Consider the following 26,355-nt stretch of genomic DNA (forward strand, 5'->3'; position numbering starts at 1 on the left):
CACCTAAATTTAAGTTTCACTTATTATTGACGAGCTAACCACTCGTTAAGAGCGTCCCGAATATCACGCGACACGTCTTCGATCGCCTGCTCAGCGTTAATGATAATGATAGAAGGATCAGCATGAGCAATCTCCAAATAACGCTCTCGTGTACGTTCAAAGAAGCTGATATCCATCTTCTCGATACGATCGAGCTCACCACGCCCACGCGCACGCTCAAGCCCAACGCGAGGGTCGATATCCATATAGAGAGTGAAAGCAGGTTTAAAATCACCAAGCGTTGTGTCTCGAAGGTTTTTCATTAGCGACGCGTCAATCTGACGGCCACCACCTTGATAAGCCTGCGACGACATATCGTGGCGGTCACCCACCACCCACTGACCGTTCGCCAAAGCTGGTTTGATCACGTTCTCAACCAACTGGACACGTGCAGCATATAGAAGAAGCAACTCCGTCATGTCTTTAAGTTCTTCGCCTTCATGCTCTTCTTTCACCAGAGCGCGCATCTTTTCTGCTAGCGGCGTGCCTCCTGGCTCACGAGTATTTACGATATTTTCAATACCTGCCGCTTTTAGCGTATCTAAAACGGTTTTAATCGCAGTGCTTTTACCCGCGCCTTCTAGGCCTTCAACGACAATAAAGTTTGCTTTCATCATTTGTTCTTTCTTAGTTCTCTTAAATAGGCTCGAACAGCACGATTGTGCTCTGCAAGGGATTTCGAAAATACGTGTCCGCCCTTTCCACTTGCTACGAAATATAAATAGTTACTGCTTTCTGGATTCAAAGCCGCTTCAATAGAGGCTTCACCTGCCATCGCGATTGGGGTTGGAGGTAAGCCATTGATGGTATAGGTGTTATATGGTGTCGGCGTGCGCAAATCTTTCTTACGAATATTTCCGTCGTAAGCATCACCCATACCATAAATAACCGTCGGATCCGTTTGTAAACGCATGCGTTTGTTCAATCGGTTGATAAACACAGAAGCGACGCGCTCACGCTCAGAGTCAATAGCCGTCTCTTTCTCGATGATAGACGCCAGAATCAAGGCTTCATATTTGTCTTGCAATGGCAGCTTTTCTTGACGAGCTTCCCAGTTAGCATCCAGAATCTTATTGAGTTTTCGATGCGCTCGTTTTAATAACTGGCTTTCACTTGCACCCGCCGTGTAATGGTAGGTTTCTGCTAAAAACAGTCCTTCAAGCTTTTCTCGCTCTATACCCAACTTTGCTGCCATGTCTTTTTCTGATAGATCGGTTAAGTCATGCTCTAAATAAGGAGCACTTTTCAATTGCTCTACCCACTCAGAAAAGCGGCTGCCTTCAACAAAAGTGATCGCAAACTGGTATTCTTTTCCGGTATTCAGGTGCTCCAATGCTTGCGAAAGCGACATACCAGGCTCTAGTTGATAAGTACCCGCTCGCACTTGCAACAGTTCTGGATATAAGTGAGGTATTAAACGGATGTACTCCGACGTTTCAATTACCTCATCTTCAACTAAGGCGCGCATGACATGATGAAAGCTTGTACCACTTTCTACAGTAAACAGCTGAGGTTGTTCCAATAGAATAGGCTTTTCAACGTATTGTTTAGCCTGTGAAATTATATAAAAAACAGCTGCTGCGCCTATCACTGCGATCAGCACAACAAAAGCCAACAGTTTTTTAATCACGTAGTTAAATTCCCTTGCAGTCGTTGAGTCAATTTTCCTATCGGAAATATAGTCTTAGAGTTAGATGCCACTATGCTGCGAATTGGTGCGACACCTAATATTGAGTTACACATGAAAGCCTCGTCTGCGCTCAGCAAATCTGGAAGTATAAAACGCCCCTCGATGACTTCAATATGACTTACTTTTAGTAACTCAAGCACCTTACGACGCATTACGCCCGCAACGCCAGATAAGGTCAGCTCCGGTGTAAATACTTTATTACCTTTAACCCAAAAAAGGTTGGCCATTGTAGTTTCAATGACATGGTTTTGCACATTTAACGTTATTGCATCTGCAAACTCGGTATCGTCGATTTCAGCCTTGGCGAGAATCTGCTCTAAACGGTTGTTGTGCTTGTGTCCAGCAAGTAAAGGTTGAATCCCGAGACGAGTCTCACAAACGCCCAAATCCACGCCTTTTTCTTGCCAAGAAGAGTAATGAGAAGGAAACGCAAAATTGGAGATCGTCACGATAGGGCCTTCAATCCCATTAGGACTATACCCTCGCCCACCAATACCACGGCTAACGTGAATTTTCACCCCAGCTTGTGCGTCAGATAAAGCCGCTTTGCTTGCCCAATCATGCACAACTTGCCAGTCAGGGGAAGAGATCTTCAATGCGTCAAGGCAGGACTTAATACGCTCAATGTGTTCTTGCCAGTAAACCAACTCTCCGTTTTGGGTCAGGATGGTGGTAAAACCTCCATCACCGTATTGGAATGAGCGATCACCCAGTTCTACATGCGTTTGTGGAACTCCATTTACCCAAAACATTCGCGTACCTTCAAATTAGCAGACAACAAATAAAACAAAACGGCTCAATGCTAAGCATCGAGCCGTTAGAATACAAGTTTCGCTTACCTAAATAAGGTTAGATAGTGTTACTCAGCGAACTTTTTGAAGATCAAAGAACCGTTTGTACCACCAAAGCCAAACGAGTTACAGATAGCGTATTCCATACCTTCAACTTTGCGCGCAGTGTGCGGCACAAGGTCGATGTCTAGACCTTCTTCTGGATCATCAAGGTTAATCGTTGGTGGAACGATTTGGTCAACCAAAGACATAACCGTGATAATTGCTTCAACAGAGCCTGCTGCACCTAATAGGTGACCAGTCATAGACTTAGTTGATGATACAAGTACTTGCTTCGCACCTTCTTCACCAAGAGCACGTTTCACGCCCTTGATTTCTGCAACGTCGCCAGCAGGAGTAGATGTACCGTGAGCATTCACATAACCTACTTGGGTACCTGTGATGTTCGCGTCACGCATTGCCGCTTCCATCGCAAGTGCACCACCAGAGCCATCTTCGCTTGGAGAAGTCATGTGGTAAGCATCACCAGACATACCAAAACCAACCAGTTCTGCGTAAATCTTCGCGCCACGTGCTTTCGCGTGTTCGTACTCTTCAAGCACCATCATGCCAGCACCATCACCTAGAACAAAACCATCACGGCCTTTATCCCATGGACGAGACGCTTTTTGAGGTTCGTCATTACGAGTAGATAGCGCTTTAGCTGCACCGAAGCCAGCCATGCCAAGAGGCGTAGACGCTTTTTCTGCGCCACCAGCAACCATCGCATCTGCATCGCCGTACGCAATCATTCGTGCAGCATGACCGATGTTATGTAGGCCAGTAGTACATGCTGTAGAAATCGCGATATTTGGACCACGAAGACCACGCATGATAGATAGGTTACCTGCAACCATATTTACGATGGTCGAAGGAACAAAAAATGGGCTAACTTTGCGAGGGCCTTTTTCTACTAATGCAGTGTGACCTGTTTCGATCAGATCTAGACCGCCAATGCCTGAGCCGATAGCAACACCAACTCGAGCCGCATTTTCTTCGGTAATTTGTAAGCCAGAGTTATCAAGAGCTTGAATACCCGCTGCAATGCCGTACTGGATGAAAAGATCCATCTTACGAGCATCTTTTTTAGACATGTACTCTGTGCAATCGAAATCTTTAACAAGACCTGCAAAACGAGTTGAGAAGTTCGTAGCATCAAAGTGCTCGATATTCACGATACCACTTTGACCTTCTAGCAGGGCTTTCCAAGATGATTCTACTGTGTTGCCTACCGGTGACAACATACCCATGCCAGTGACAACTACACGACGCTTGGACACGATATAATTCTCCGGGAATTGAATATTTCTATGAGAGGATAGAAGAAGTTAGAAAGAACACAGGCGGTCTAGGAGACCGCCTGGGAGAGCTAATTACTGAGCGCTGTTTACGTAGTCGATTGCAGCTTGAACAGTAGTGATCTTCTCAGCTTCTTCGTCAGGAATCTCAGTGTCGAATTCCTCTTCTAGAGCCATAACTAGTTCTACAGTGTCTAGAGAATCAGCACCTAGATCGTCAACGAAAGAAGCTTCGTTTTTAACTTCTGCTTCGTCTACACCTAGCTGTTCAACAATGATTTTCTTTACGCGTTCTTCGATGTTGCTCATTTTTCTTTTCCTTTACAGATTTCGCCTAATGCGATGATTCCGTAGTTTATTCGAACTATTGAAAGTTGCAAGGGGGTCCTTGCTGGTCAAACCACAAAATTAGCGAATTTAACCGAATTTCAATACATTTTTGACTTAAATCATGCACAAATCTTGCGCATAAGCATGACAAGTTCATGACAGTTAACTGCAACTATAGGCTATTTTTCACAATGTAAAATAGCTTATTTTGCACAAACTGTCTCATTAAACCATGTACATGCCACCATTTACATGCAAAGTTTCACCAGTAATGTACGCTGCTTCAGGAGAAGCAAGGAAAACTACTGCTGATGCAATTTCACGTGGGTCACCTAAACGACCAGCTGGCACGTTCGACAACGTTGCCGCACGTTGCTCATCATTTAGTGCCTTTGTCATGTCAGTTTCGATGAAACCAGGGGCAACAGTGTTCACTGTTACACCACGAGACGCAACTTCACGAGCCATTGATTTAGTAAAACCAATCACGCCCGCTTTCGCTGCTGCGTAGTTAGTTTGACCTGCGTTACCCATGGTACCAACAACCGAGCCTACGTTGATGATACGACCCGCACGTTTTTTCATCATGCCGCGTAAAACCGCTTTAGACATGCGGTAGATAGGCGTTAGGTTGGTATCGATGATGTCGTTCCACTCATCATCTTTCATACGCATCAATAGGTTGTCACGAGTAATACCAGCGTTATTCACCAGAATATCGATCACACCAAATTCTTCGTTGATCGTTTTTAGTGTCGCTTCGATAGACTCGACATCGGTCACGTTAAGAGCTAGACCTTTACCGTTATCACCAAGATACTCGCTGATAGCAGCCGCTCCATTTTCAGAAGTAGCCGTACCGATAACCGTCGCACCGCGCTCTACAAGAAGTTCCGCGATCGCGCGGCCAATACCACGGCTTGCGCCGGTAACTAGCGCGATCTTACCTTCTAGATTCATCATGTTGTGTTTCCTTTTCTTATCGCAAGTTTTATCGCTTGATGGATTACTTCGCCGCGTCTAGCGACGCAACATCATTCACTGCTGCTGCAGTTAGCGTTTTCACGATACGTTTTGTTAGACCTGTTAAAACCTTACCAGGACCAAGCTCAAGAAGCTGTTCTACCCCTTGCTCGTGCATAAGCTCGACTGTTTCAGTCCAGCGAACTGGGCTATGTAGCTGACGAACAAGCGCATCTTTGATTTTTGCAGGATCTGTCTCAGCGACCACATCAACGTTGTTGATAACTGGAAGCTGTGGTGAGTTAAATTCGATAGACTCAAGAGCTACTGCAAGTTTTTCCGCTGCTGGCTTCATAAGCGCACAGTGTGATGGAACTGAAACAGGAAGAGGAAGCGCACGTTTCGCACCAGCTTCTTTACATAGCGCTCCCGCACGCTCTACTGCGTCTTTGCTACCCGCGATAACTACCTGACCAGGCGAGTTAAAGTTTACTGGAGAGACCACTTCACCTTGCGCTGCGTCTTCACACGCTTTTGCAATCGCATCATCAGCCAAACCGATAATCGCGTACATAGCGCCAGTACCTGCTGGTACCGCCTCTTGCATTAGCTTACCGCGTAATTCAACCAGCTTGATTGCTTCTTTAAAGTCAATCACACCCGCACATACAAGTGCTGAGTACTCACCTAGGCTGTGACCGGCTAGGTTTGCTGGTTGCTCTAAACCGAGCTCCTGCCATACACGCCAGATTGCAACAGATGAAGCTAGCAAAGCTGGTTGAGTGCGGAAAGTCTCGTTTAAATCTTCTGCAGGTCCATTTTGAACAAGCGCCCATAGATCGTAACCTAGTGCGTCAGATGCTTCTGCAAATGTTTGTTTTACTACGTCATATTGTTCGCCTAGTTCTGCAAGCATACCTACAGCTTGAGAACCTTGACCTGGAAATACGATAGCAAACTTGCTCATGTTGTTTTCCTTTAAGCAAAGTAAAAAGAAATAAGATGCAACAAGTGCACCTTAAATTTTGAATTCTCGTGAAACTTAAAACTTCACCAGAGCAGAGCCCCAAGTGAAACCGCCACCAAACGCCTCTAGCAATAAAGTCTGCCCGCGTTTAATGCGACCATCGCGCACAGCTTCATCCAGCGCAGACGGTACTGTCGCCGCAGAAGTATTCCCGTGTCGGTCTAGTGTCACCACGACTTGGTCCAAAGACATTGAAAGCTTTTTCGCTGTTGCCGAAATAATTCGATAGTTCGCTTGATGCGGTACTAGCCAGTCTAGTTCAGACTTATGCATGTTGTTGGCTTCAAGCGTATCTTTTACTAGTTTCGATAACTGAGTGACAGCGACTTTGAATACTTCGTTACCTGCCATATGAAGCCATTTGTCAGCATCTTGACCACGCTCAGGTACAGGTAGGCTTAGTAGCTCACCGAATTGACCATCCGAGTATATGTGGGTAGAAATAATACCTGGCTCTTGGCTAGCGCCTACGACAACGGCTCCAGCACCATCACCAAATAGGATAATGGTTGAACGGTCTGTCGGCTCACACGTTTTAGACAAAGCATCTGAACCAATAACAAGTACGTTTTTACACATACCCGATTTAATATGTTGGTCTGCAACAGATAATGCGTACACAAAACCAGAACAAGCAGCGGCTAAGTCAAAAGCTGGACAACCTTTAATGCCAAGCTTTGCCTGCACCTGACACGCAGATGAAGGGAAAGTATGGCTACTGCTCGTTGTGGCTACGATAATCAGGTCGATATCGTTTTTATCAATACCCGCCATATCGATAGCGTTTTCAGCTGCGTAGAATGCCATGTCCGCTACAGTCTCATTTTCTGCAGCAATTCGACGCTCTTTAATACCCGTGCGAGCAACGATCCACTCATCACTTGTATCTACCATTTTCTCTAGATCTGCGTTTGTACGCACCTGAGATGGCAGGTAGCTGCCAGTACCTAAAATTTTGCTATACATGAAGACTAATAATGCCTCTCGAGTAAAACCGCTTCCAAACGATCGCTAATACGGCTTGGTACTTGTCGTTTGACCTCGTGTACTGCCTCGCCAAGTGCATTGACAATCGCAGATACATCCGCACTTCCATGGCTTTTTATGACAATGCCGCGCAATCCTAGCAAACTTGCGCCGTTATACTGGTCGGGGTTCAGTGTTTTTAGTTCATTAAATAGCCGAGAAAACAACTTTCTAGCAATCCAACCCTTTATCGTTGACGCCATCATACTGGTTTTAATTTTTTCGATAAAAAGTTGAGCTGTTCCCTCACTGGCTTTTAAGCATACGTTGCCGACAAACCCATCACATACAATGACGTCTGCAACATCATGCAAAATTTGATTACCTTCAATATAACCAACAAAGTTAATCGCGTCGGTCTGAGAAAGCATTTCTGCGCAACGTTTGACTAAATCGTTACCTTTAATCTCTTCTGCGCCAATATTGAGTACAGCAACGCGAGGAGGACAACCTAAGTGTTCTTCTGCTAGTGCACTGCCCATTACAGCAAATTGGAACAAACTATCAGCATCGCACGATACATTCGCACCTAGATCTAGCATCCAAGTACGCTTTCCAGTAATCGTCGGTAAAGCTGAAACTAAAGCAGGACGTTCAATACCAGGAAGTAACTTAAGAATGAAACGCGATAGTGCCATTAATGCACCGGTGTTGCCACCACTAACACAAGCATCCGCCTTCTGCTCAGAAACCAAATCGATAGCCATACGCATGGAACTATTTTGGCTATTACGTAGTGCCAATGAAGGTTTTTCTGAGTTCGAGATAACTTTCTCACTATGAAGAATAGTCAAGCGGGAACTGGTCGAGGTACCGAGTTGAGATAATTGAGACGTGATCAGAGATTGATCACCTATAAGAATCACTTTTAGCTCTGGGAAATGAGACAGTGCCTGCACGGCGGCAGGCACTGTTACGCGTGGACCGAAATCCCCGCCCATTGCATCAAGTGCAACGGTAATACTTTGCAAAGGTTCAACCTTACTTGTTGATAACCTTTTGACCACGGTAGTAACCTTCAGCAGTTACGTTGTGGCGTAAGTGAGTTTCACCAGAAGTCGCGTCTACAGATAGAGCAGCTGTAGTTAGCGCATCGTGTGAACGACGCATACCGCGCTTAGAACGAGTTTTACGGTTTTTCTGTACGGCCATTGACCCTACTCCTATACTATTGGGTTAAAAACCTGAAGAAGAATCGGTTACCACACCTATTACTTTTTCAGACTTTTCAAAACGTCGAATGGATTCGGTTTTTCTTCCTCAATTTCTTCAGGAATCTCACCAAAAACCATGTTATTTGAATCAACGCTACAATCCGCTTCATCGTGCATCGCAATTTGAGGTAATGCTAAGATGAACTCGTCTTCAACCAGTTGTATAAGGTCTAATTCACCATATTCATTTAGATCTACCAAATCATAAATTTCTGGTGCTTCCTGTTCCGTTTTCTCACCGTAGTAAGGAGTAGAAAGGAATTCAACTTCGCACTCATGTGCGAATACCTCATTACAACGCTGACACTCTAAATCGACTTCGATGTTAGCTTTACCAGAGATAACAACGAGTCGCTGTTCATCCATCCCAAATGACAATGAGACTTCTGCGTCGCGTTTTACGCCTTCAGTTGTTTCCGCTAAGCGCTTGAAAAGACTAGCTTGGATGATTCCATCGTAATCTAATCGTTTCTGTGCAGCTTTCGCTGGGTCAACCGTTCGCGGTATTTTTACCTTTTGCATAGGGCGCGAATATTATCTTCCAAATCAAAATTAGTCAAAGAAAAAGGCAAAAAAGTTGTACTTTTTTACGCTTAACATACAGAGCATTAGCCAGAATCATTTTTGATCGATTATCCTATCGGAAATGCTCCCACGAATTGTAATTCAAAATGAAAAATTACCAACTGGTTTTAGCTTCAACCTCCCCTTTTCGTAAACAACTGCTTGAAAAGCTTTCACTACCGTTCATTTGTTTATCACCTGATTGCGATGAAACACCGTTTGACCAGGAAACGCCTCTTGAACTGGTGCAAAGATTGGCCCAAGAGAAAGCAACATCTTGCCAGACGGATAAAGCAAGTTTAGTTATCGGCAGTGACCAGGTTTGTGTCATTAATGGTGAAATCGTTGGCAAACCTTTAAATAGAGACAACGCAATAAATCAACTTTTGTCTCAAAGTGGAAAAGTCATCACTTTCTATACTGGTCTTGCGGTACATAACACCGTCACAAACCATACAGAAGTCGGCTTTGATTCTTTCGAAGTACACTTTAGAGATTTGACGCTTGAACAAATCGAGCGCTACGTCGACAGGGAAGAACCTTTTTACTGCGCAGGCAGCTTTAAAAGCGAAGGAATGGGAATTTGTTTGTTTAACAAATTAGTGGGGAAAGACCCGAACACACTTGTCGGACTACCATTGATTGATTTGATTGATATGTTGCATGTTCAAGGACTCGATGTCCTTTGATCAAAATATGATAAAAGGGAGCCACAGGCTCCCTTCTTGCATCCGCGAGGAAAACATGGTTACGCGTTTCTTAAACCCGCCAACACTTTTTCTAGCTTCGGTTCCATCGGTGCGTTGATTTCCATCCACTCATCATTTGATGGGTGTTGGAACTTGATGTTTGCCGCGTGTAGGAACAAACGATCTAAACCAACTTGACCTGTGTAAGCATCAAAGCGGCGGTCACCGTAGCGATCATCCCAAGCGATTGGGTGGCCCGTATATTGTGTATGAACTCGGATTTGGTGAGTTCGACCAGTAATCGGACTCGCTTGAATCAATGTTGCTTGTTCAAACTTTTCCAAAATCTTAAAACGCGTTTCAGACGGCTTACCGTTAGGGTTAACACGAACAATACTGTTCACTTCGTTTTTAAGCAGTGGCGCGTTCACAACCTTACAACTGCTTTTCCATTGTCCCATGACAAGAGCTAAGTAAAACTTCTTCACTGTCTTTTCACGAAACTGGGCTTGCAAGTGACGAAGTGCAGAACGCTTCTTAGCAACCAGCAAGATACCTGAAGTATCACGGTCAATACGATGCACAAGTTCAAGAAAGCGAGCTTGAGGACGCAGAGCTCTAAGCGCTTCAATCGCGCCAAACTTTAAGCCACTGCCACCATGCACAGCGGTACCAGATGGTTTGTTTAGAATCAACATATGATCATCTTCGAAGATGATCATATCTTCCAACTCTGCGACTTTGTTTAGTTTCGTACTTGGCGCGACATCGTCATCTTTTTTCTCGACAGTCACCGGTGGAATACGAACGAGATCGCCTGCTTTTAACTTGTACTCTGCTTTTATACGCTTTTTATTTACACGTACTTCGCCCTTACGCACGATTCGGTAAATCATGCTTTTAGGGATGTCTTTTAATTGGTTGCGCAAAAAATTATCAATGCGCTGACCCGCCATATCTTCGTCAATGTCGACGAACTGGACTTTTGTTCTTATTTCGCTCATGGGCGGTATTGTAAACTCAATTTCGCGCGACTTCACATTATTCTTGTCGTAAAAGAAACACTTGATAGTACAAACTGGTCTAAATTTCGCCAAGCTTTTGTTTAAATTATTAAAACTCTCAATCGAGTTCTCAATTTGTTTTCTGTCTTGATCAGTTTACACATCTCAATTGCTTATGAAACAGCCAGTTATAAATTAGAAATTTTGAGTTTAGCGGCAAATTTTCTATCGTTTGCGTGAAAGCAGATTGCTGATAGCCACGCGCACTGCTATAGTTCACAGCTGCTAAGGAAGGTTTGGTTACATTTTATTCATTACCAATCATTTATCCTCAAGCAATGTGAGTAGATCGTTGAAGGTCGAGTGCAGCATTGGCGTGAGACACATCGAATTCAACACTCTTGCCACCCTACTCCTCGCATATTCACGTTGAGTACCTACCGCCCAAATAGCGGGTCACAAGTCTACGTTTCCAACAGAAACCACAAGAGGCTTGTGATGACTGAAGTGCCCGAGAGCATCCCCTTCCAGCCGGGAGGCTGCAAAATACAAGCCATGGGATCAGGCACCGTGAAAGAGCGAAAAAACAGTGGCAAGTCGACAAGAAAGATATAAAAGAAAAGACAACGAGAATTTTCAATGAAAAGAATGTTAATTAACGCAACTCAAAAAGAAGAGTTGCGTGTCGCTCTGGTTGATGGCCAGCGACTTTTCGATCTTGATATCGAGAGTCCAGGTCATGAATCTAAAAAAGCGAATATCTACAAAGGACGTATCACACGTATCGAACCAAGCTTAGAAGCCGCATTTGTTGATTACGGCGCCGAGCGTCACGGTTTCCTCCCTCTCAAAGAAATTGCCCGCGAATATTTCCCTGAAGGTTACACCTACCAAGGTCGTCCAAGCATTAAAGAAGTGCTAACGGAAGGCCAAGAAGTTATCGTTCAAGTGGAAAAAGAAGAACGTGGAAGCAAGGGCGCAGCTCTTACTACTTTCATTTCTCTTGCTGGTAGTTACCTTGTTCTGATGCCTAACAACCCTCGTGCTGGCGGTATTTCTCGTCGAATCGAAGGTGACGAGCGTACTCAACTAAAAGCCGCATTAAGTACTTTGGAACTGCCTCAGGGCATGGGCCTAATCGTACGTACTGCTGGCGTTGGCAAGAGTGCTGAAGAACTTGAGTGGGATTTGAATGTACTACTTAACCACTGGGGTGCAATCAAAGGTGCAGCGGACTCTAACCCTGCTCCATTCTTAATCCACCAAGAAAGTAACGTTATCGTTCGTGCAATCCGTGACTATTTACGTCGTGATATTGGCGAAATCTTAATTGACAGCAACACCATCTACGAACGTGCAAAAGAGCACATTCAATTGGTGCGCCCTGATTTCCTTAACCGCGTTAAGAAATATGAAGGCGAAGTTCCACTATTCAGCCACTACCAAATCGAAAGCCAAATTGAATCAGCTTTCCAACGTGAAGTGCGTCTGCCATCTGGTGGTTCTATTGTTATTGACCCAACCGAAGCACTAACGTCTATCGATATCAACTCTGCTCGTGCAACCAAGGGCGGCGATATTGAAGAAACAGCTCTAAACACGAACCTAGAAGCAGCCGACGAAATTGCTCGCCAGTTACGTCTACGTGACTTGGGTGGCTTAGTGGTTATCGACTTTATCGATATGACACCTGTTCGCCACCAACGAGAAGTAGAAAACCGTCTACGTGAAGCCGTTCGTCTTGATCGCGCTCGTGTACAAATTGGTCGTATTTCTCGCTTTGGTTTGTTGGAGATGTCACGTCAACGTTTAAGCCCTTCTCTAGCAGAAGCAAGCCACCACATCTGTCCTCGCTGTAGCGGTACTGGAGTCGTTCGCGACAACGAATCTCTAGCACTTTCTGTACTTCGTTTAATCGAAGAGGAAGCACTGAAAGACAATACAGCGCAAGTTCTCGCAGTTGTACCTGTGCCAATCGCTTCTTACTTGTTGAACGAAAAACGTCGTTCAGTTAACCATATCGAACGCATTCAAGAAGTGAAGATTACGGTTGTTCCAAACTCTGACATGGAAACGCCGCACTTCGAAGTTATCCGTGTTCGTGAAGGTGAAGAGTTCGATCTGATTTCTTACCTACTTCCTAAAAAACTGGAAGCAATGAAAGAAGCGGAAGGTAAAGAGCCAGCGGAAGTTGACGTAAAACCTAAACGAATCGAAGAACCTGTTCTTAAAGGCTTTGCGGCTCCTTCTCAAACGGCACCTGCACCAGCAGCTAAACCTGCCCCTGAGACGAAGAAGAAAGAACAGAAAGTTGAACAAGAAGAAAAACCTGGACTGTTCAGCCGTTTGTTTAAAGCACTTGGTAGTTTCCTATTCGGCGGTTCTGAAGAAGTAAAAGAAGAACCGAAACCTCAGGAAGAGAAAAAGCCAAATCGCGATAATCGACGCAACAAACGTGATCGCAATGATCGTCGTCGCAATAACAACCAACGCGATAATCGTGAGAACCGCGACAATCGTGATAACCGTGATAACCGACGTCGTCGTAAGCCTCGTGATGAGCAAGCGAATGAACAAAACGAAGCTCAACAACAAACCAATAAACAGCAAAACCGCAACCAAAAGCGTAAGCCTAAAACTCAACAAGCAGATAAAGCCCAAGAGCAAAAAGCAAATGCAAAAGTAGCGGAAAAAGGCCTGCAGCTAGCGGCAGAAGCTCGAACTGAAACAAAACCAGAAGAGAGCAAACCAAAGCAACAAAACGCGAAAGCAGAAAAAGTGAAGGAGCGTCGCCAACGTCGCAAACTGAACAAGTCTGTACGCGTTAAAGACCAAGAAGCGGTTGAGAAGAAAACAGAAGAAACGGCGGTTAAGACTCAAGAAACAGTTGAAACCAAAGTTGAGAAGCCAACAGAAGCAGCGGTAGAAGCACAGCAAGACAACAAGCAAGCAGAGTCTAAGCAACGTCGTAACCGTCGTTCGCCACGTCACCTGCGTGCAAGCGGTCAGCGCCGTCGCCGTGGTCGCGATCGCCGTCCTAACCCGTTCCGCCTGCGTAAAGGTGGTGTAGCTTCTCCTGAGATGGCTATGGGTAAAGTAATGCCACGCTACATTCCGAAACCAGCACCTAAGAAAGAAGAGCAAGTTAAGGAAGAAGCAGTAGCAGCAGTACCTACAATGCAAGGTGGTTTTGCTTGCCCAGAAATGGCTATGGGTAAAGTGATTATTCGCCGCGAGCAACCTGTTGTAACAGAAGCACCAGTTGTTGAATCAAAGGTTCAAGAAACAGTTGAAGCGAAAGTTGAATCTCCAGCAGTAGAAGCACCTGTAGTGGAAGCAGTAATCGCAGAAAAAACTGAATCAGCAGTAGTAGAAACAGCCTCTGTAGAGCCTATCGTTGAAACTCCTGCAACTGAACATGCTGAACCGGTTGATGCCATTGTAGAAACGGCACCAGCTGAAGAGCCTGTGGTTGAAGCAGCAAAAGAGATTGCAGCCGAAGCGCCAGTAGCTAAACCAGAGCCTAAAGTCGAAGCCATCAAAGTTGCTGCTAAGCTAAACGCTAGCGCACCGATGACAAAAGCACCTGGCCCTCAAGAGCTACGCGAAATCACTGTTGCAGCAGCACCGTTCAAAACCGAACGTTACCAAGCTAAAGGTGCGGGTAGCCAAGTGGCAAAAAACCGCGCATCGGCAGAGATGACAAAGCCTAACTTTAACTAGGCTAAATCATTACGTTCAACTGCTTAACGGCATAAATAAATTAAAGGCTACCATCTGGTAGCCTTTTTTATCTTCATATTTGCCCAATAAACTGTTCATATAAATACCAATTCGTGATCACATTTGTACGCCATTATTCGTATCATTCTTGAACTTAATCACACTTTTCGGTAGCATGCGCCGACTCAAGTTTTCGACACCATTCTGATGCTGCTCTTTTAATACTACGGTTTACACTGCAATGTTTGATTAAAAATTAACCTTCCAGTGGCTTGTGCAAATACGAATATGTGTCGGGTTTAACTCATTGCAAAGAGAACTTAAAAACAAACATGTTCGAATTTCCCCAATTTTCTAAGCACTCAGTAAAAAATGATGTGCTATCAGGCTTAACCGTTGCGCTTGCATTGGTTCCTGAAGCTGTCGCATTTGCGTTCGTCGCTGGCGTAGATCCGATGGTCGGTCTTTACGCTGCATTCATCGTTGGTCTTATTACTTCCATTTTCGGTGGTCGTCCTGGCATGATCTCTGGTGCAACAGGTGCCATGGCAGTCGTAATGGTTTCGCTTGTCGCGACTCACGGTGTCCAGTACCTATTCGCAGCCATCATGCTCGCTGGTATTCTTCAAATTGCCGCTGGTATGTTTAAATTGGGTAAGTTCATCCGTATCGTGCCTCACCCTGTGATGATTGGTTTTGTGAACGGTCTGGCTATTGTTATCTTCCTAGCTCAGTTGGGTCAGTTTAAAGCGCCAGATATCAACGGCATGCTTACTTGGCTACCACAAGACCAAATGCTGCTAATGCTTGGTTTGGTTGCGCTAACTATGGCAATCATTCACTTTCTACCAAAAATCACAACGGCTGTACCCTCTTCACTTGTTGCAATCGTAACGGTGACTGCTTTAGTGGTTGGTTTGGATCTGGAAACTCGCACTGTTGTTGACTTCTTGCGTACAATGTCTGGTGATGAAGCGGCAACACTCGCAGGTTCACTGCCGACCTTCTCTATTCCGGCGGTGCCATTTACGCTAGAAACTCTACAAATCATTCTTCCATACGCGATCATTCTCGCGGCCATTGGTCTAATTGAATCTCTGCTAACGCTGACAGTTTTAGATGAGATGACGAACACTCGTGGTCAATCTAACCGCGAATGTATCGGTCAAGGTATGGCAAACATGACTTGTTCTGTGTTTGGTGCTATGGGTGGTTGTGCAATGATTGGTCAGTCGATGATCAACGTAAACTCAGGTGGTCGCGGTCGTCTATCTGGTATCGTTGCTGCTATCGCTCTATTGATGTTTATCTTATTCGCTTCTTCGTTAATTGAAATGATCCCACTCGCTGCTCTGGTTGGTGTGATGTTCATGGTTGTCATTGGTACATTCGAATGGGCAACATTTAAACTAGCGCGTCGCGTACCGAAGCAAGACTTCTTCGTTATTGTTCTTGTGACCGTTGTTACTGTTCTTACTGACCTAGCCGTTGCCGTAGCGGTTGGTGTTATTGTTTCTGCATTAATGTTTGCATGGCAACACGCTAAGCATATCTATGCCGACACGTGCTTAAACGAGGAAGGTTCAAAAGAGTACAAGATTCACGGTCCTATTTTCTTTGGTTCTGCCGCTAACTTCTTGGAGTTGTTTAACGCGCCTGAAGATCCAAAAGATGTGATTGTCGATTTTGCAGACTCTCGCGTGACGGATCACTCCGCAATTGAAGCGATTGAAACACTAGCAGAGCGTTACAACTCTCAAGGTAAAACACTACACCTTCGCCACCTAAGTCCAGATTGCCGCAAGCTTTTAGATAAAGCGGGCAGCTTGGTTGAAATCAATGTGAAGGAAGACCCAAGCTACAAAGTGGCAACCGACATTTTAGCGGGTTAATACAAATAAAAAGGGATGGGCTCTGCTCATCCCTTTTCCTATTGTCTTTAAGCCCGGCGATTATAGCTTCTTCAAAATCTCCTCTGATGCCTCTTCGATTAAATCAAGCACCAGTTCAAAGCCATCTTTTCCACCGCAATATGGGTCTGGGACTTCATCGTAATCTGACCCAGAATGACTTAAAAATAACGATACTTTGTGTCGATACTTCAACGGACAAATATCCAATAAATCGGCTAAATTTGCTTTATCTGCGGCTAATATCAGGTCAAACTTTTCAAAGTCATCAATGGTAACTTGACGCGCACGCATTCCTTTAAAAGAGTAACCTCGCTGCTTTCCTGCGGCCATTGCCCTTGAATCCGGTGGGTTTCCTGCGTGGTAGCCAATCGTACCTGCCGAATCAACCTCCACGGCAATACCCAACTCTTGAGCTTTCGCTCTTAACACTGCTTCTCCGGTTGGTGACCGACAAATGTTTCCCATACAAACAACAAGTATTTTCTTCATTTTATTCCCTGAATTATCGGTGGTTTTTCTTCACGATATGTTGGTCTATCATAGCGAGATAAATCAATGAACCCAAATTAGCTTGGGCACAGCACGAAAAGGAATTGAGGAAGTATTATGTCTATCGAAGAAAATAAAGAAGCACGCCATAAGGCTCGCCAACAAAAAGTCAAAGAACAGGTAGACGCAAAAATTGCTGCTGCTCAAGAGGAAAAAGGTCTGCTACTGATCATTACCGGAAATGGTAAAGGTAAATCGACATCAGGGTTCGGTACGATAGCACGCGCAGTAGGTCATGGTTTGAATTGTGCTGTCGCGCAGTTTATTAAAGGTACTTGGGATAATGGTGAGCGCAACCTACTTGAGAAACTCGGCGTTGAATTCCAAGTAATGGCGACCGGCTTTACATGGGAAACTCAAAACAAAGCCGCTGATACCGAAGCAGCGCAAGGCGTATGGCAAGAATGTAAGCGCATGCTCAAAGATGAATCTATCGATGTGGTTCTTTTTGACGAGCTGACGTACATGGTGAGCTACGGCTACATTGATTTAGACGAGGTCGTTGAAGCGCTGAACAACCGCCCTAAAATGCAGTCGGTTGTCATTACTGGTCGTGGCGCTCATCGCACTCTGATTGAAATGGCTGATACCGTTTCTGAAGTGAAGAATGTAAAGCATGCATTTGAGTCAGGCGTCAAAGCGCTGAAAGGTGTCGACTGGTAAAGCTCACCAGCAGAATTAAAAAAGGGTTGGCTAATGCCAACCCTTTTTGCTTTGGCTCGAATCTAATTGAATAGATTCTTTATCAAACCATCGACTGCTTCTTTGGTTTTTTCGTCTTTGATCTTGTCCGTTAGCTTCTCTACGCCACGATCGATTTCTTTCTGAGCTTTCTGCTTCAGAACATCATCAAATACGAGCTTGAATTTAGGATCCGCCCACTTACCAGACACATTGATTGGAATCGTGATATCTTTCAGCTCATCTATATCTTTGCCGCCTTGGCCTTCTAGGCTACCTACGACTGATGTGCTGATAGTAAAGTTAACAGTTTCATTGATGTAGTTTGCGGTGCCTTTACCACGAACACGGAGCAATGGAGACTGAGCTTGCATATTATCCGTTGATACGACACCTTTATTGAGCTTCAATGTCGCCGTCATCGCACTAAAATCTGTTTTCTTAACTTCATTGGTGCCTTCGACTTTTTGCCCTTTAAATTTCGCGTAGTTTTCACGAATCAATTGAGCAACGTTGATGCCATTTACCGCACCGTCAGCAAAATTGATAACAACCGTACCAGAAAGATTCTTCTTGATACCGGTAGGCGTTAGACTCTTACCGGTAACATTCACATCAATGTTACCCGTCCCTTCAAGCTTGTCGTTATCAGCGACATCAATAAGTAACGGTTGAACTTTCACGCCTTTGATTGACTTTTTCACACTGTAAGTCGCTGGTGACTTGCGTGCATCTAACTTCGCTGTCGCTGAGATTGTGCCTTGGTACAGCTTCGAACTAAATGGAGTAAGCTCAAATACGCCACGATTTACAGTGAAGCTCGTTTTTACCGCTTCCATCTTCGCATTTGCCGCTTTGAATTTGTCGATGGTAATGTCACCCTTTACATCTAACGTTTTCAACGCAGACAAATCAGGCTCAACCTCAGACCCAGCTGGAGCACTCTCGCCACCAGAAGCAGGCTTATTACCTTCGGAATCTTGCTGATCTAATCCTAAGAATTCATCAAGATCGATATTTGGGCTGTGGAGAGCAAATCGTACTTTAGGAATATCGCCAAGTGTCACATCTGCCTTACCATCTAAGGCGATAGCATTCGCTGTTAACTTCTCTAGGACAAAACTCAGGTGGTTTTTCGTTAGGTCGAAAGACAGATCAGACACCATGTCGACTTTCATCGGTGACTGAGGTAAAGCATCCCCCTCAAAAGTCGATTTAAGAGTTAACTTATCCAACTGCACTTTGCTGATAGCCTTGTCCACGCTAAGTTGACCAGCACCCTGCATATCTAACTTCATACCACCAGCGTCGCCTTTCATGGCATAAGTCAGGTTATTTACTTTATCGAATTCAAAAGTATCTAAACCGATCGTTGCCGATTCAATCTTATTGGCAGGGTCAGAGTATGTCGCATCAAAGTTGATGTTCTTTAGCGCGTAGTTTGCCAAACCTTTTTCTAGCTTAAAGTCGGCCTGACCTTTCGCTGTGAACTTTTGGTCATTCATTTCGCCCTTCACGCCAAAATCAGCCGTTGTCCAGTTGTCAAAAGCGAATTCGGAAAGGTTTAATGAGATATCATAAAGTTTGGTGTAACTACCGGCTTGCTTATCCTGCATTTCTAATGAGCCATTAGAAACCGTAACACCAGCAAGATTAATGCTCCAATCAGAGCCAGAAGGCTGCGTTTCACCATTTTGCGTAGGCGCAGTATCGCTCGCTTGCTCTGCTTGTTGTGTTTGGGCTTTCGTCAATGCATCAATATTCTTGCTGCCATCTTTCTTGGTTTCGATATAGAACTCAGCCCCATCAAGCGTGACGTTTCCAATTTCAAGCTGTTGACTAAAAAGTGGCATGACAGAGATATCTACACCAACGGTATCAACTTTGAATAAATTGGGTTTACTAAAGCCTTGTGGGTTTCGCAATTCTGTATGTCCCAACTCAAAGCCGATCGATGGGAAAAATTGCCAACTGATATCTCCTTCAATCACTAGTTCTAAACCGGTTTGCTTTTGCGCTTGCTCAACAATAAGGGGCTTAAACTGGTTAGGATTGACGAAGATGGTTAACGCTAAAATTGCGACCAAAATGACCACAATCGGTATTGCTAGAATTAAGAGCAGTTTCTTCATTTGTTTTTCCTTGCTCGAGTGTTTTTACAATTATAAGCGCAGACTCCATTTACCGCTGACAGTTCCAAAAAAGCGTGAAAAATGCCTGGTTTTAACCTGCAACTGACTAATTTAAAAACAAAAAAAGAAGTGGCACTTAAGGTGCCACTTCTTCTCTTAAAAATAAAGCGATATAGCCGTCTAAAGGCTTAAGCTTTCAAAAGTCTTGCAATGTGAGCTTTTAATACATCGATTGCGATACGGTTTTTACCACCGCGAGGAACAATAATGTCCGCATATTGCTTAGAAGGTTCGATAAACTGCATGAACATCGGACGTACTGTTTGTTGATACTGCTTGAGAACAGATTCCATAGTTCGGCCTCGTTCTTCCACGTCACGCTTAACACGACGAAGCAAGCAAATATCTAACGGTGTATCCATAAATACTGTCGCGTGCATCAAATCACGAAGACGAGGGTCAGTAAGAAGAAGGATACCTTCTAGAATGATCACCTTTTTAGGCGTCATTGTGGTCGTGTTACTTGTTCTTGTGTGTTCAGTGTAGCTGTACTCAGGTACTTCTACTGCTTCACCACGTACCAATTTTTCAAGGTGCTCACACAGTAGGTCGTGGTCCAACGCACTCGGGTGATCGTAGTTCGTCTTTACTCGCTCTTCCATGCTTAGGTGGCTTTGGTCGTTGTAGTAGCAATCTTCCGTGATGACACCGATTTGATGATCGCCTACTTTCGCGCGAAGCTCATTATAAATAGTGCTCGCGATCAGACTTTTTCCAGAAGCAGAAGCGCCAGCAATACCTACGATGACGCATTGATTATTATCAGACATTAGTTTGCACCCGATGATGATTTCTAGTCACATAAAAAGATAAACTGCCTGATTATAGGGAGTTCACCCCATAGTTACTAGCTGGAATTAGGGTTTAGTCATAAGTTTCTGCCTGCTCAGAGGATTAACCTCCGAGCAAACGTTAAAATGTGCAATTATCAACCAATAGGCATAGTAAACTTAGTTCACCATTGTAAAGCTAATCGCATCTGGTTTTGCTTTGCCTTGCCAAAACATCGTGCTACATACGCGATCGGCAAGCTGCTTGTAATACCCTGCATGCTCACTTTCTGGGCGCCTTGCTACTGTTGGCACGCCAGCGTCAATATCTTCTCGCATAGAGATATGAAGCGGAATTTGTCCTAGCAGTGCTAAGCCAAACTCTTGCGACATTTTTTCTGCACCACCCATGCCAAAAATATGCTCTTTCGCGCCACATTGACTACAAATGTGATAACTCATGTTTTCCACAACACCGATAACCGGGACATGGACTTTGTTAAACATTGCCGCTCCCTTTCTTGCATCGGCAAGCGCCAAGTCTTGCGGTGTCGTGACTAACACACTACCTGTCACCGGAATCTGTTGTGACAACGTCAACTGTATATCACCCGTACCTGGCGGCATATCAATCACCAAATAATCTAAATCGGGCCAGTCTGTTTCCGTTAATAACTGCGACAACGCTTTTGAAGCCATTGGACCGCGCCATATTGCCGCTTCTGATTTGTCCACTAAATAGCCGATAGAGTGAGTATAGATGCCGTGAGCGAAAATGGGCTCCATCCACTTGCCATCACGAACTTCTGGTTTTGCATCTTCTTGCCCCAACATCATAGGTACAGACGGGCCATAGATATCCGCATCCAACAATCCCACTTTCGCCCCAGATTGAGCAATCGCCAACGCTAAGTTAACCGCAGTCGTTGATTTACCGACCCCACCTTTCGCAGAACTAACGGCAATGATGTTCTTAACACCTTTAACCGGATTGGCCACTTGAGTTTCTAATGCTTTAACTCCAAGGCGAATATTGAATGGGAATTCAGGCACTTTATCTGCGGTTTGTTGCTGTTTAATCCAGTCATGCAATATGGTTTGAAGCTCATTACTTGCGAATGGTAACGTTATCTCAACAGAACCTTGTGCCGTAATCGAAATTGCGCCATGAATATCTGCCCAATTTTCCACCAACTGTGGATGCTGGAATTGGTTAAACCAGTGACAAAAATCTTGTTTTGAAGTGAACTGATGCATAAGTCCTCCTTTTAGATGTCATGCTAACACCGTCCTGCCTCAACCAGAACCCCAAAAAAACTAAGGCATTCCGCAGTTTGACACCTTGGAGTTAGTGAGTTCATGGGGTAGTATTATCCATCAAAATTTATTTATACCTATCAAGAAAAGCGAATATTAAGTATGGCAAACGATCCAAGAAACTTTCCGTCAAGGAAAATGCTGGTAACTTGTGCCCTTCCGTACGCTAACGGTTCGATCCACCTTGGTCATATGCTTGAGCATATCCAAGCGGACATTTGGGTTCGTTACCAACGCCTACGCGGCAACACTGTAAACTTCATCTGTGCTGACGATGCTCACGGCACGCCAATCATGCTTAAAGCGCAACAGATGGGTATTACTCCTGAAGAAATGATTGCCGCAGTTAGCGAAGAGCACCAGAAAGACTTTGCTGGCTTTGATATCAGCTTTGATAACTACCACAGCACACACTCAGATGAGAACCGTGAGCTAGCGTCACACATTTATCTTGAGCTGAAGAAAAACGGTTTCATTTCTAGCCGCACAATTTCTCAGTTGTTCGACCCAGAAAAAGAGATGTTCCTACCGGACCGTTTCGTAAAAGGTACGTGTCCAAAATGTAAGTCAGAAGACCAGTACGGTGACAACTGTGACAACTGTGGTGAGACTTACAGCCCAACAGAACTGATCAATCCTAAATCTGCGGTTTCTGGTGCGACGCCAGTAATGAAAGATTCTGAGCACTTCTTCTTCGACCTGCCTCAGTTTGAAAGCATGCTAAAAGAGTGGACTCGCTCTGGCTCGCTACAAGCTGAAACCGCGAACAAAATGCAAGAGTGGTTTGAATCAGGTCTACAACAATGGGATATCTCACGTGACGCGCCATACTTCGGCTTCGAGATCCCAGGTGAGAAGAACAAATTCTTCTACGTATGGCTAGACGCACCTATCGGCTACATGGGTTCTTTCAAAAACCTATGTGACAAGCGCGACGACCTAGATTTCGACGAGTACTGGAAGAAAGACAGCTCAGCAGAACTGTACCACTTCATCGGTAAAGACATCGTTTACTTCCACAGCCTATTTTGGCCAGCAATGCTAGAAGGTTCTGGCTTCCGCAAGCCTAACAACGTATTCGTACACGGTTACGTAACCGTAAACGGCGCGAAAATGTCGAAGTCTAAAGGTACTTTCGTAAAAGCAAGCACTTACCTAGAGCACCTAGACCCTGAGTGTCTACGTTACTACTACGCGGCGAAGCTAAACAGCCGTATCGACGATCTAGATCTTAACCTTGAAGACTTCACTCAGCGCGTAAACGCTGACGTTGTTAACAAGATCGTTAACCTGGCATCTCGTAACGCAGGTTTCATCGCAAAACGTTTTGAAGGAAAACTGTCTGACAACTTTGCAGAGCCTGAGCTTTACAACGAATTTGTTGCTGCGGCTGACCGTATCGCTGAGCTTTACGAAACACGTGAATTTGGTCGTGCAATCCGTGAAATCACTGCACTGGCAGACAAAGCTAACCAATACGTTGATGAAAAAGCACCGTGGGTTGTAGCAAAAGAAGAAGGCAAAGATCAGGAGCTACAAGACATCTGTTCTGTCGGTATCAACCTGTTCCGTGTACTGATGACTTACCTGAAACCAGTGATGCCTGCACTTGCTGCACGTACTGAAGCGTTTCTAAACCAAGAGCTGACTTGGGAAAACATCGCTGCGCCACTAACAGGCCACGAGATCACTAAGTTCAAAGCACTGTTCAACCGTATCGATCCGAAGAATGTTGAAGCGATGATCGAAGCATCTAAAGAAGATGCGGCGGCAGAAATGGCGGCGAAAGAGAAAGCAGAAGCGGAAAAGAACAAGGCTAGCCAAACTGAGCTAGACAAAGAGCCAATCGCTGAAGAGATTGAGTTCGACGCTTTTGCAGCAGTAGATATGCGTATCGCTCGTATCATCTCTTGTGAAGAAGTGCCAAAAGCAAACAAACTGCTTAAGTTCCAACTGGACATCGGTGGTGAAACTCGTCAAGTGTTCTCTGGTATCAAGTCAGCGTACAAACCTGAAGAGCTAGAAGGCAAGCTAACGGTAATGGTAGCAAACCTAAAACCTCGTAAGATGAAGTTTGGTATGTCTGAAGGTATGATCCTAGCGGCAGGCCCTGGTGGTAGCGACCTGTGGATCCTTGAGCCACACGAAGGCGCTCAACCTGGCATGCGCGTAATGTAAGTTGTAGCTTTACGATCAAATTTAAAAAGTCCTCGCCAGTTCAGCGGGGACTTTTTTTTGACTGAATTCACACTTTTGGGGAGTTTGCGCACCAAACTTGTACAGCACCTTTCCCATCACAAGCCTAACTTACTGTTTTAATGGAAGTTAATTAGTGGCATCAAAACTGCAATCTTCCTTGCTAGGTCCAAACACTAACAAGGAGTTGGTTATGTTTGTTTTGATTTCCACATTATTATCTATCGCTATTTTAGCCGGAATATATCACTTATCTTCTAAACGAGAGCAGCAACATGCGCGCAAATATCAGCTGTTAACATTGTTGCGAGATGTTGTTCACCTTCTGAGACACCACCGAGCTGCTACTCACTACTCGCTTCAGTTCCAACAAAACGATCAACAAAAATTGGACGCTCTTCATGATGCTCTGACTAACAAACTGCATCTTTTGGTCGAAACCTCACGCTTTGAAAATAAACCCATGTATCGCGTGCTGCAGATCAAAGTAGGAAAACTGCTTGAACAATGGAACGATCACAGTGTTGCAAGGAACCAGATGGAGCATGGTAAGTTAATTCGTCATTGCTTGTTCTTGATGGATGAAGTCACGATTGCTTGGTTAGCGGTAGAACAACGAGATGATCTACATAATGAGTACCACATGAACTGGCAAAACATCATGGATAGCTTAGAAACCCTGACTCAATTGAGAATTAGCATTCAAGACTTGGGAGAGCAAGGGGGGAGTGAGCGTTTCAAAAATTACGCATCGGTTATGACACGTAAGCTAAATCAATTAGCAGTTATCGCTCCGCTTAGTATCGTTTCTCCTGCTTCCACACGCTCAATACAGACATTAAATAACTATGTGACAGGCAGTCATGTCGATTTAACAGAAGCAGAGCTTTATGGAGTCACATCAGACTTATCGTTGACCATCTTCAATACTTACGACCACATCCTTTCAGACATCGTTGAAGCATTGTATCTACCGTTGCCCAAACTCTCTGTAGCAAGATAAGCTCTATACAGTGCCGTGCCAATTGTCACAACAGGAACGTAACTGGTATCTATAGGTAAAAACAAAAAAACCGCAGACCTTAGGTTCTGCGGTTTTTCATTCATCTAACTTCTCAGCGCTTAGCTATCATCTTCTGTGAAGTTCGTTGGTAATTGCTTTTTCATCTCGTTCCAGATTAGCGCGCTTTCCATACCATAGTGACGAATCACAACTGGCAGTTGTTCACGCTGACCACTTTCACAAGTTTCTAGCAACTGATGGTAAAACTTCAGCGCTAGCTCACGAGAAGCTGGGTTTGAGAAGTAATAGCTACCAACGCGATCATAGAGCTTCTTCAAGCCATTAAAAATCAAACCGTAAATCTGATTCCCTGAATGGAATGCTAGGCGTTGGAACAACATGTAGTCGTAAAAGTTGAACGTTTTAGCAATCAAGATTTCTTGACGCTTCACTTCATCTTTCTCGTTGTCTTCTTTCACGTTCTGTAAGACTTTCTCAGCATAAGGTGAAGAAGCGATGAAATCGTCCCAAGAAGCAGCATTCATTAAAGCTTCACAAGATTCAATTACATTCTTGATCGTGCGCTCAGAATTCTCTTTATTTGCTTTAAATGCATAACGCATAAAGATAGGGCTGATGTTGGTACGTGCTGCAAGCAAATCTTCTACAATGTTTGTTGCGTTATCTACGTCCAACGTCATCAACGTATCCAAAATATGCAGACCAGAGGTCTCCATAAATTGGTTTACCTTCGTTGGTTTACCGTGTTGGATTGTTAACCAACCATCACGGGCTAGTCGTTGAAGAACCTCTCGTAAAGTCGTTCGAGTAACACCAATTAGCTCAGACAGCTCGCGTTCAGCAGGTAAAATAGAGCCAGGAGGAAAACGGCCGTTCCAAATGCTCTCGATAATATATTTTTCTGCGAATCCCGCAGGGCTTTTCGCCTTTATGACCATTCTACTTTTTATCCAATATTGATTTCTGAGGGTCGATACTACTCATCATACCACTACTTAACGGTTTGAGAAAATTTACGATCAATAATTGAAACGATTCTACAATATAGAGTTAATACTCTATATGTTGTGTCAATTTAGGATGGTCTGACGTGCGAGTGAAAGCGGTAAAATCTGAATTTTCGTTTAATTAAACAGCTCACAAATCGCGGAGAAATAAAGACTACTGCGTCACAATTTTATATTCAAAATATGAAAAATTACTTTGTATATCACAGTTAATATTCTTTCTTAATTTGCCTTTTCTCGTCACTGACCGTCATTTAAAATCCAAGAGGATTTTTTTGAGCCTTTCATGATATAGTAACGCCGTTTTGA

23 protein-coding genes are annotated in these 26,355 nt (G+C 44.4%); 6 read left to right on the plus strand and 17 right to left on the minus strand.

Annotated elements, in window-relative coordinates; translation table 11 throughout:
• Positions 1-23: 23 nt before the first annotated feature.
• From tmk to yceD, 11 genes are all read right to left on the minus strand, one after another.
• Positions 24-656, minus strand: a complete 633-nt coding sequence (gene tmk, locus NB463_RS08550; protein WP_031780597.1) for a dTMP kinase — start codon at positions 654-656, stop codon at positions 24-26.
• Entirely contained in the window at positions 653-1,669 is a 1,017-nt protein-coding gene (gene mltG, locus NB463_RS08555) for an endolytic transglycosylase MltG (RefSeq protein WP_170891255.1), read from the minus strand. Before mltG ends, tmk begins: the two co-directional genes overlap by 4 nt.
• Complete coding sequence (gene pabC / locus NB463_RS08560; protein WP_053808856.1) at positions 1,666-2,481, minus strand: aminodeoxychorismate lyase; 816 nt, start codon at positions 2,479-2,481, stop codon at positions 1,666-1,668. Before pabC ends, mltG begins: the two co-directional genes overlap by 4 nt.
• Positions 2,482-2,588: 107 nt before the next feature.
• Positions 2,589-3,839, minus strand: coding sequence for a beta-ketoacyl-ACP synthase II (gene fabF, locus NB463_RS08565; protein WP_005396984.1), 1,251 nt, complete (start codon positions 3,837-3,839; stop codon positions 2,589-2,591).
• Between the two features lie 93 nt (positions 3,840-3,932).
• A complete protein-coding gene (acpP, locus tag NB463_RS08570; protein WP_004406112.1) occupies positions 3,933-4,166 on the minus strand; it encodes an acyl carrier protein in 234 nt (77 codons plus the stop codon).
• Positions 4,167-4,412: 246 nt separating this feature from the next.
• A complete protein-coding gene (gene fabG / locus NB463_RS08575) occupies positions 4,413-5,147 on the minus strand; it encodes a 3-oxoacyl-ACP reductase FabG (protein ID WP_046874492.1) in 735 nt (244 codons plus the stop codon).
• 46 nt (positions 5,148-5,193) lie between these two features.
• On the minus strand, positions 5,194-6,117 hold the full coding sequence (gene fabD, locus NB463_RS08580) for an ACP S-malonyltransferase (protein WP_012841591.1): 924 nt from the start codon (positions 6,115-6,117) through the stop codon (positions 5,194-5,196).
• A 75-nt stretch (positions 6,118-6,192) separates the two neighbouring features.
• Positions 6,193-7,143, minus strand: a complete 951-nt coding sequence (locus NB463_RS08585) for a beta-ketoacyl-ACP synthase III (protein ID WP_053808855.1) — start codon at positions 7,141-7,143, stop codon at positions 6,193-6,195.
• A gap of 5 nt (positions 7,144-7,148) precedes the next feature.
• Entirely contained in the window at positions 7,149-8,174 is a 1,026-nt protein-coding gene (gene plsX, locus NB463_RS08590; protein ID WP_012841590.1) for a phosphate acyltransferase PlsX, read from the minus strand.
• 10 nt (positions 8,175-8,184) lie between these two features.
• A complete protein-coding gene (rpmF, locus tag NB463_RS08595; protein ID WP_005396978.1) occupies positions 8,185-8,355 on the minus strand; it encodes a 50S ribosomal protein L32 in 171 nt (56 codons plus the stop codon).
• Positions 8,356-8,414: 59 nt separating this feature from the next.
• Complete coding sequence (gene yceD, locus NB463_RS08600; RefSeq protein ID WP_005396977.1) at positions 8,415-8,939, minus strand: 23S rRNA accumulation protein YceD; 525 nt, start codon at positions 8,937-8,939, stop codon at positions 8,415-8,417.
• 149 nt (positions 8,940-9,088) lie between these two features.
• Here yceD and NB463_RS08605 point away from each other — a divergent pair, with 149 nt between their 5' ends.
• Positions 9,089-9,670: a Maf family protein gene (locus tag NB463_RS08605; RefSeq protein WP_005396976.1), complete on the plus strand. Its 582-nt coding sequence runs from the start codon at positions 9,089-9,091 to the stop codon at positions 9,668-9,670.
• 59 nt (positions 9,671-9,729) lie between these two features.
• On the opposite strand, the gene rluC is transcribed toward NB463_RS08605, so the two are convergent.
• On the minus strand, positions 9,730-10,674 hold the full coding sequence (gene rluC, locus NB463_RS08610) for a 23S rRNA pseudouridine(955/2504/2580) synthase RluC (RefSeq protein WP_005396975.1): 945 nt from the start codon (positions 10,672-10,674) through the stop codon (positions 9,730-9,732).
• A gap of 639 nt (positions 10,675-11,313) precedes the next feature.
• Between rluC and rne the strand changes: the two genes are divergently transcribed.
• Both rne and NB463_RS08620 read left to right on the plus strand, forming a co-directional pair.
• Positions 11,314-14,397: a ribonuclease E gene (gene rne / locus NB463_RS08615; protein ID WP_258432435.1), complete on the plus strand. Its 3,084-nt coding sequence runs from the start codon at positions 11,314-11,316 to the stop codon at positions 14,395-14,397.
• 332 nt (positions 14,398-14,729) lie between these two features.
• Positions 14,730-16,289 (plus strand): SulP family inorganic anion transporter, encoded by a 1,560-nt coding sequence (locus NB463_RS08620; protein ID WP_005396973.1) that lies wholly within the window; start codon positions 14,730-14,732, stop codon positions 16,287-16,289.
• A gap of 60 nt (positions 16,290-16,349) precedes the next feature.
• Here the strand turns inward: NB463_RS08620 and NB463_RS08625 are convergent, their stop codons facing one another.
• The gene (locus NB463_RS08625; RefSeq protein WP_258432436.1) at positions 16,350-16,799 is read right to left on the minus strand and encodes a low molecular weight protein-tyrosine-phosphatase; all 450 of its coding nucleotides are present in this window, start codon (positions 16,797-16,799) and stop codon (positions 16,350-16,352) included.
• Positions 16,800-16,916: 117 nt separating this feature from the next.
• On the opposite strand from NB463_RS08625, the gene cobO reads away from it, so the two are divergent.
• Positions 16,917-17,522 (plus strand): cob(I)yrinic acid a,c-diamide adenosyltransferase, encoded by a 606-nt coding sequence (cobO, locus tag NB463_RS08630; RefSeq protein WP_005396966.1) that lies wholly within the window; start codon positions 16,917-16,919, stop codon positions 17,520-17,522.
• Positions 17,523-17,584: 62 nt separating this feature from the next.
• Here cobO and NB463_RS08635 read toward each other — a convergent pair whose 3' ends face one another.
• The 3 genes from NB463_RS08635 to apbC form a co-directional block, all read right to left on the minus strand.
• Positions 17,585-19,672, minus strand: a complete 2,088-nt coding sequence (locus tag NB463_RS08635) for an AsmA family protein (protein WP_258432437.1) — start codon at positions 19,670-19,672, stop codon at positions 17,585-17,587.
• Positions 19,673-19,860: 188 nt separating this feature from the next.
• Positions 19,861-20,502 (minus strand): uridine kinase, encoded by a 642-nt coding sequence (gene udk, locus NB463_RS08640; RefSeq protein WP_005396962.1) that lies wholly within the window; start codon positions 20,500-20,502, stop codon positions 19,861-19,863.
• 180 nt (positions 20,503-20,682) lie between these two features.
• Positions 20,683-21,759: an iron-sulfur cluster carrier protein ApbC gene (gene apbC / locus NB463_RS08645; RefSeq protein WP_046874416.1), complete on the minus strand. Its 1,077-nt coding sequence runs from the start codon at positions 21,757-21,759 to the stop codon at positions 20,683-20,685.
• Positions 21,760-21,921: 162 nt separating this feature from the next.
• Between apbC and metG the strand changes: the two genes are divergently transcribed.
• Together metG and NB463_RS08655 are read left to right on the plus strand one after the other, a co-directional pair.
• Positions 21,922-23,997, plus strand: coding sequence for a methionine--tRNA ligase (gene metG, locus NB463_RS08650; protein WP_046874415.1), 2,076 nt, complete (start codon positions 21,922-21,924; stop codon positions 23,995-23,997).
• 211 nt (positions 23,998-24,208) lie between these two features.
• Entirely contained in the window at positions 24,209-25,018 is an 810-nt protein-coding gene (locus NB463_RS08655; RefSeq protein ID WP_145532871.1) for a hypothetical protein, read from the plus strand.
• 119 nt (positions 25,019-25,137) lie between these two features.
• Here the strand turns inward: NB463_RS08655 and fadR are convergent, their stop codons facing one another.
• Positions 25,138-25,977 (minus strand): fatty acid metabolism transcriptional regulator FadR, encoded by an 840-nt coding sequence (fadR, locus tag NB463_RS08660; RefSeq protein ID WP_145532869.1) that lies wholly within the window; start codon positions 25,975-25,977, stop codon positions 25,138-25,140.
• Positions 25,978-26,355 lie beyond the last annotated feature (378 nt).

This window comes from Vibrio sp. RM-41-2B, assembly GCF_024744415.1.
In the GTDB taxonomy this organism is placed as follows: Bacteria; Pseudomonadota; Gammaproteobacteria; order Enterobacterales; family Vibrionaceae; genus Vibrio; species Vibrio diabolicus.

Bases quoted from the DNA above. Each gene is read 5' to 3' on its own strand.
- tmk (WP_031780597.1), bottom strand. From the start codon at position 656: ATGATGAAAGCAAACTTTATTGTCGTTGAAGGCCTAGAAGGCGCGGGT.
- pabC (WP_053808856.1), bottom strand. From the start codon at position 2,481: ATGTTTTGGGTAAATGGAGTTCCACAAACGCATGTAGAACTGGGTGAT.
- acpP (WP_004406112.1), bottom strand. From the start codon at position 4,166: ATGAGCAACATCGAAGAACGCGTAAAGAAAATCATTGTTGAACAGCTA.
- fabG (WP_046874492.1), bottom strand. From the start codon at position 5,147: ATGAATCTAGAAGGTAAGATCGCGCTAGTTACCGGCGCAAGCCGTGGT.
- fabD (WP_012841591.1), bottom strand. From the start codon at position 6,117: ATGAGCAAGTTTGCTATCGTATTTCCAGGTCAAGGTTCTCAAGCTGTA.
- NB463_RS08585 (WP_053808855.1), bottom strand. From the start codon at position 7,143: ATGTATAGCAAAATTTTAGGTACTGGCAGCTACCTGCCATCTCAGGTG.
- rpmF (WP_005396978.1), bottom strand. From the start codon at position 8,355: ATGGCCGTACAGAAAAACCGTAAAACTCGTTCTAAGCGCGGTATGCGT.
- yceD (WP_005396977.1), bottom strand. From the start codon at position 8,939: ATGCAAAAGGTAAAAATACCGCGAACGGTTGACCCAGCGAAAGCTGCA.
- NB463_RS08605 (WP_005396976.1), top strand. From the start codon at position 9,089: ATGAAAAATTACCAACTGGTTTTAGCTTCAACCTCCCCTTTTCGTAAA.
- rluC (WP_005396975.1), bottom strand. From the start codon at position 10,674: ATGAGCGAAATAAGAACAAAAGTCCAGTTCGTCGACATTGACGAAGAT.
- rne (WP_258432435.1), top strand. From the start codon at position 11,314: ATGAAAAGAATGTTAATTAACGCAACTCAAAAAGAAGAGTTGCGTGTC.
- NB463_RS08620 (WP_005396973.1), top strand. From the start codon at position 14,730: ATGTTCGAATTTCCCCAATTTTCTAAGCACTCAGTAAAAAATGATGTG.
- NB463_RS08625 (WP_258432436.1), bottom strand. From the start codon at position 16,799: ATGAAGAAAATACTTGTTGTTTGTATGGGAAACATTTGTCGGTCACCA.
- cobO (WP_005396966.1), top strand. From the start codon at position 16,917: ATGTCTATCGAAGAAAATAAAGAAGCACGCCATAAGGCTCGCCAACAA.
- NB463_RS08635 (WP_258432437.1), bottom strand. From the start codon at position 19,672: ATGAAGAAACTGCTCTTAATTCTAGCAATACCGATTGTGGTCATTTTG.
- udk (WP_005396962.1), bottom strand. From the start codon at position 20,502: ATGTCTGATAATAATCAATGCGTCATCGTAGGTATTGCTGGCGCTTCT.
- apbC (WP_046874416.1), bottom strand. From the start codon at position 21,759: ATGCATCAGTTCACTTCAAAACAAGATTTTTGTCACTGGTTTAACCAA.
- metG (WP_046874415.1), top strand. From the start codon at position 21,922: ATGGCAAACGATCCAAGAAACTTTCCGTCAAGGAAAATGCTGGTAACT.
- NB463_RS08655 (WP_145532871.1), top strand. From the start codon at position 24,209: ATGTTTGTTTTGATTTCCACATTATTATCTATCGCTATTTTAGCCGGA.
- fadR (WP_145532869.1), bottom strand. From the start codon at position 25,977: ATGGTCATAAAGGCGAAAAGCCCTGCGGGATTCGCAGAAAAATATATT.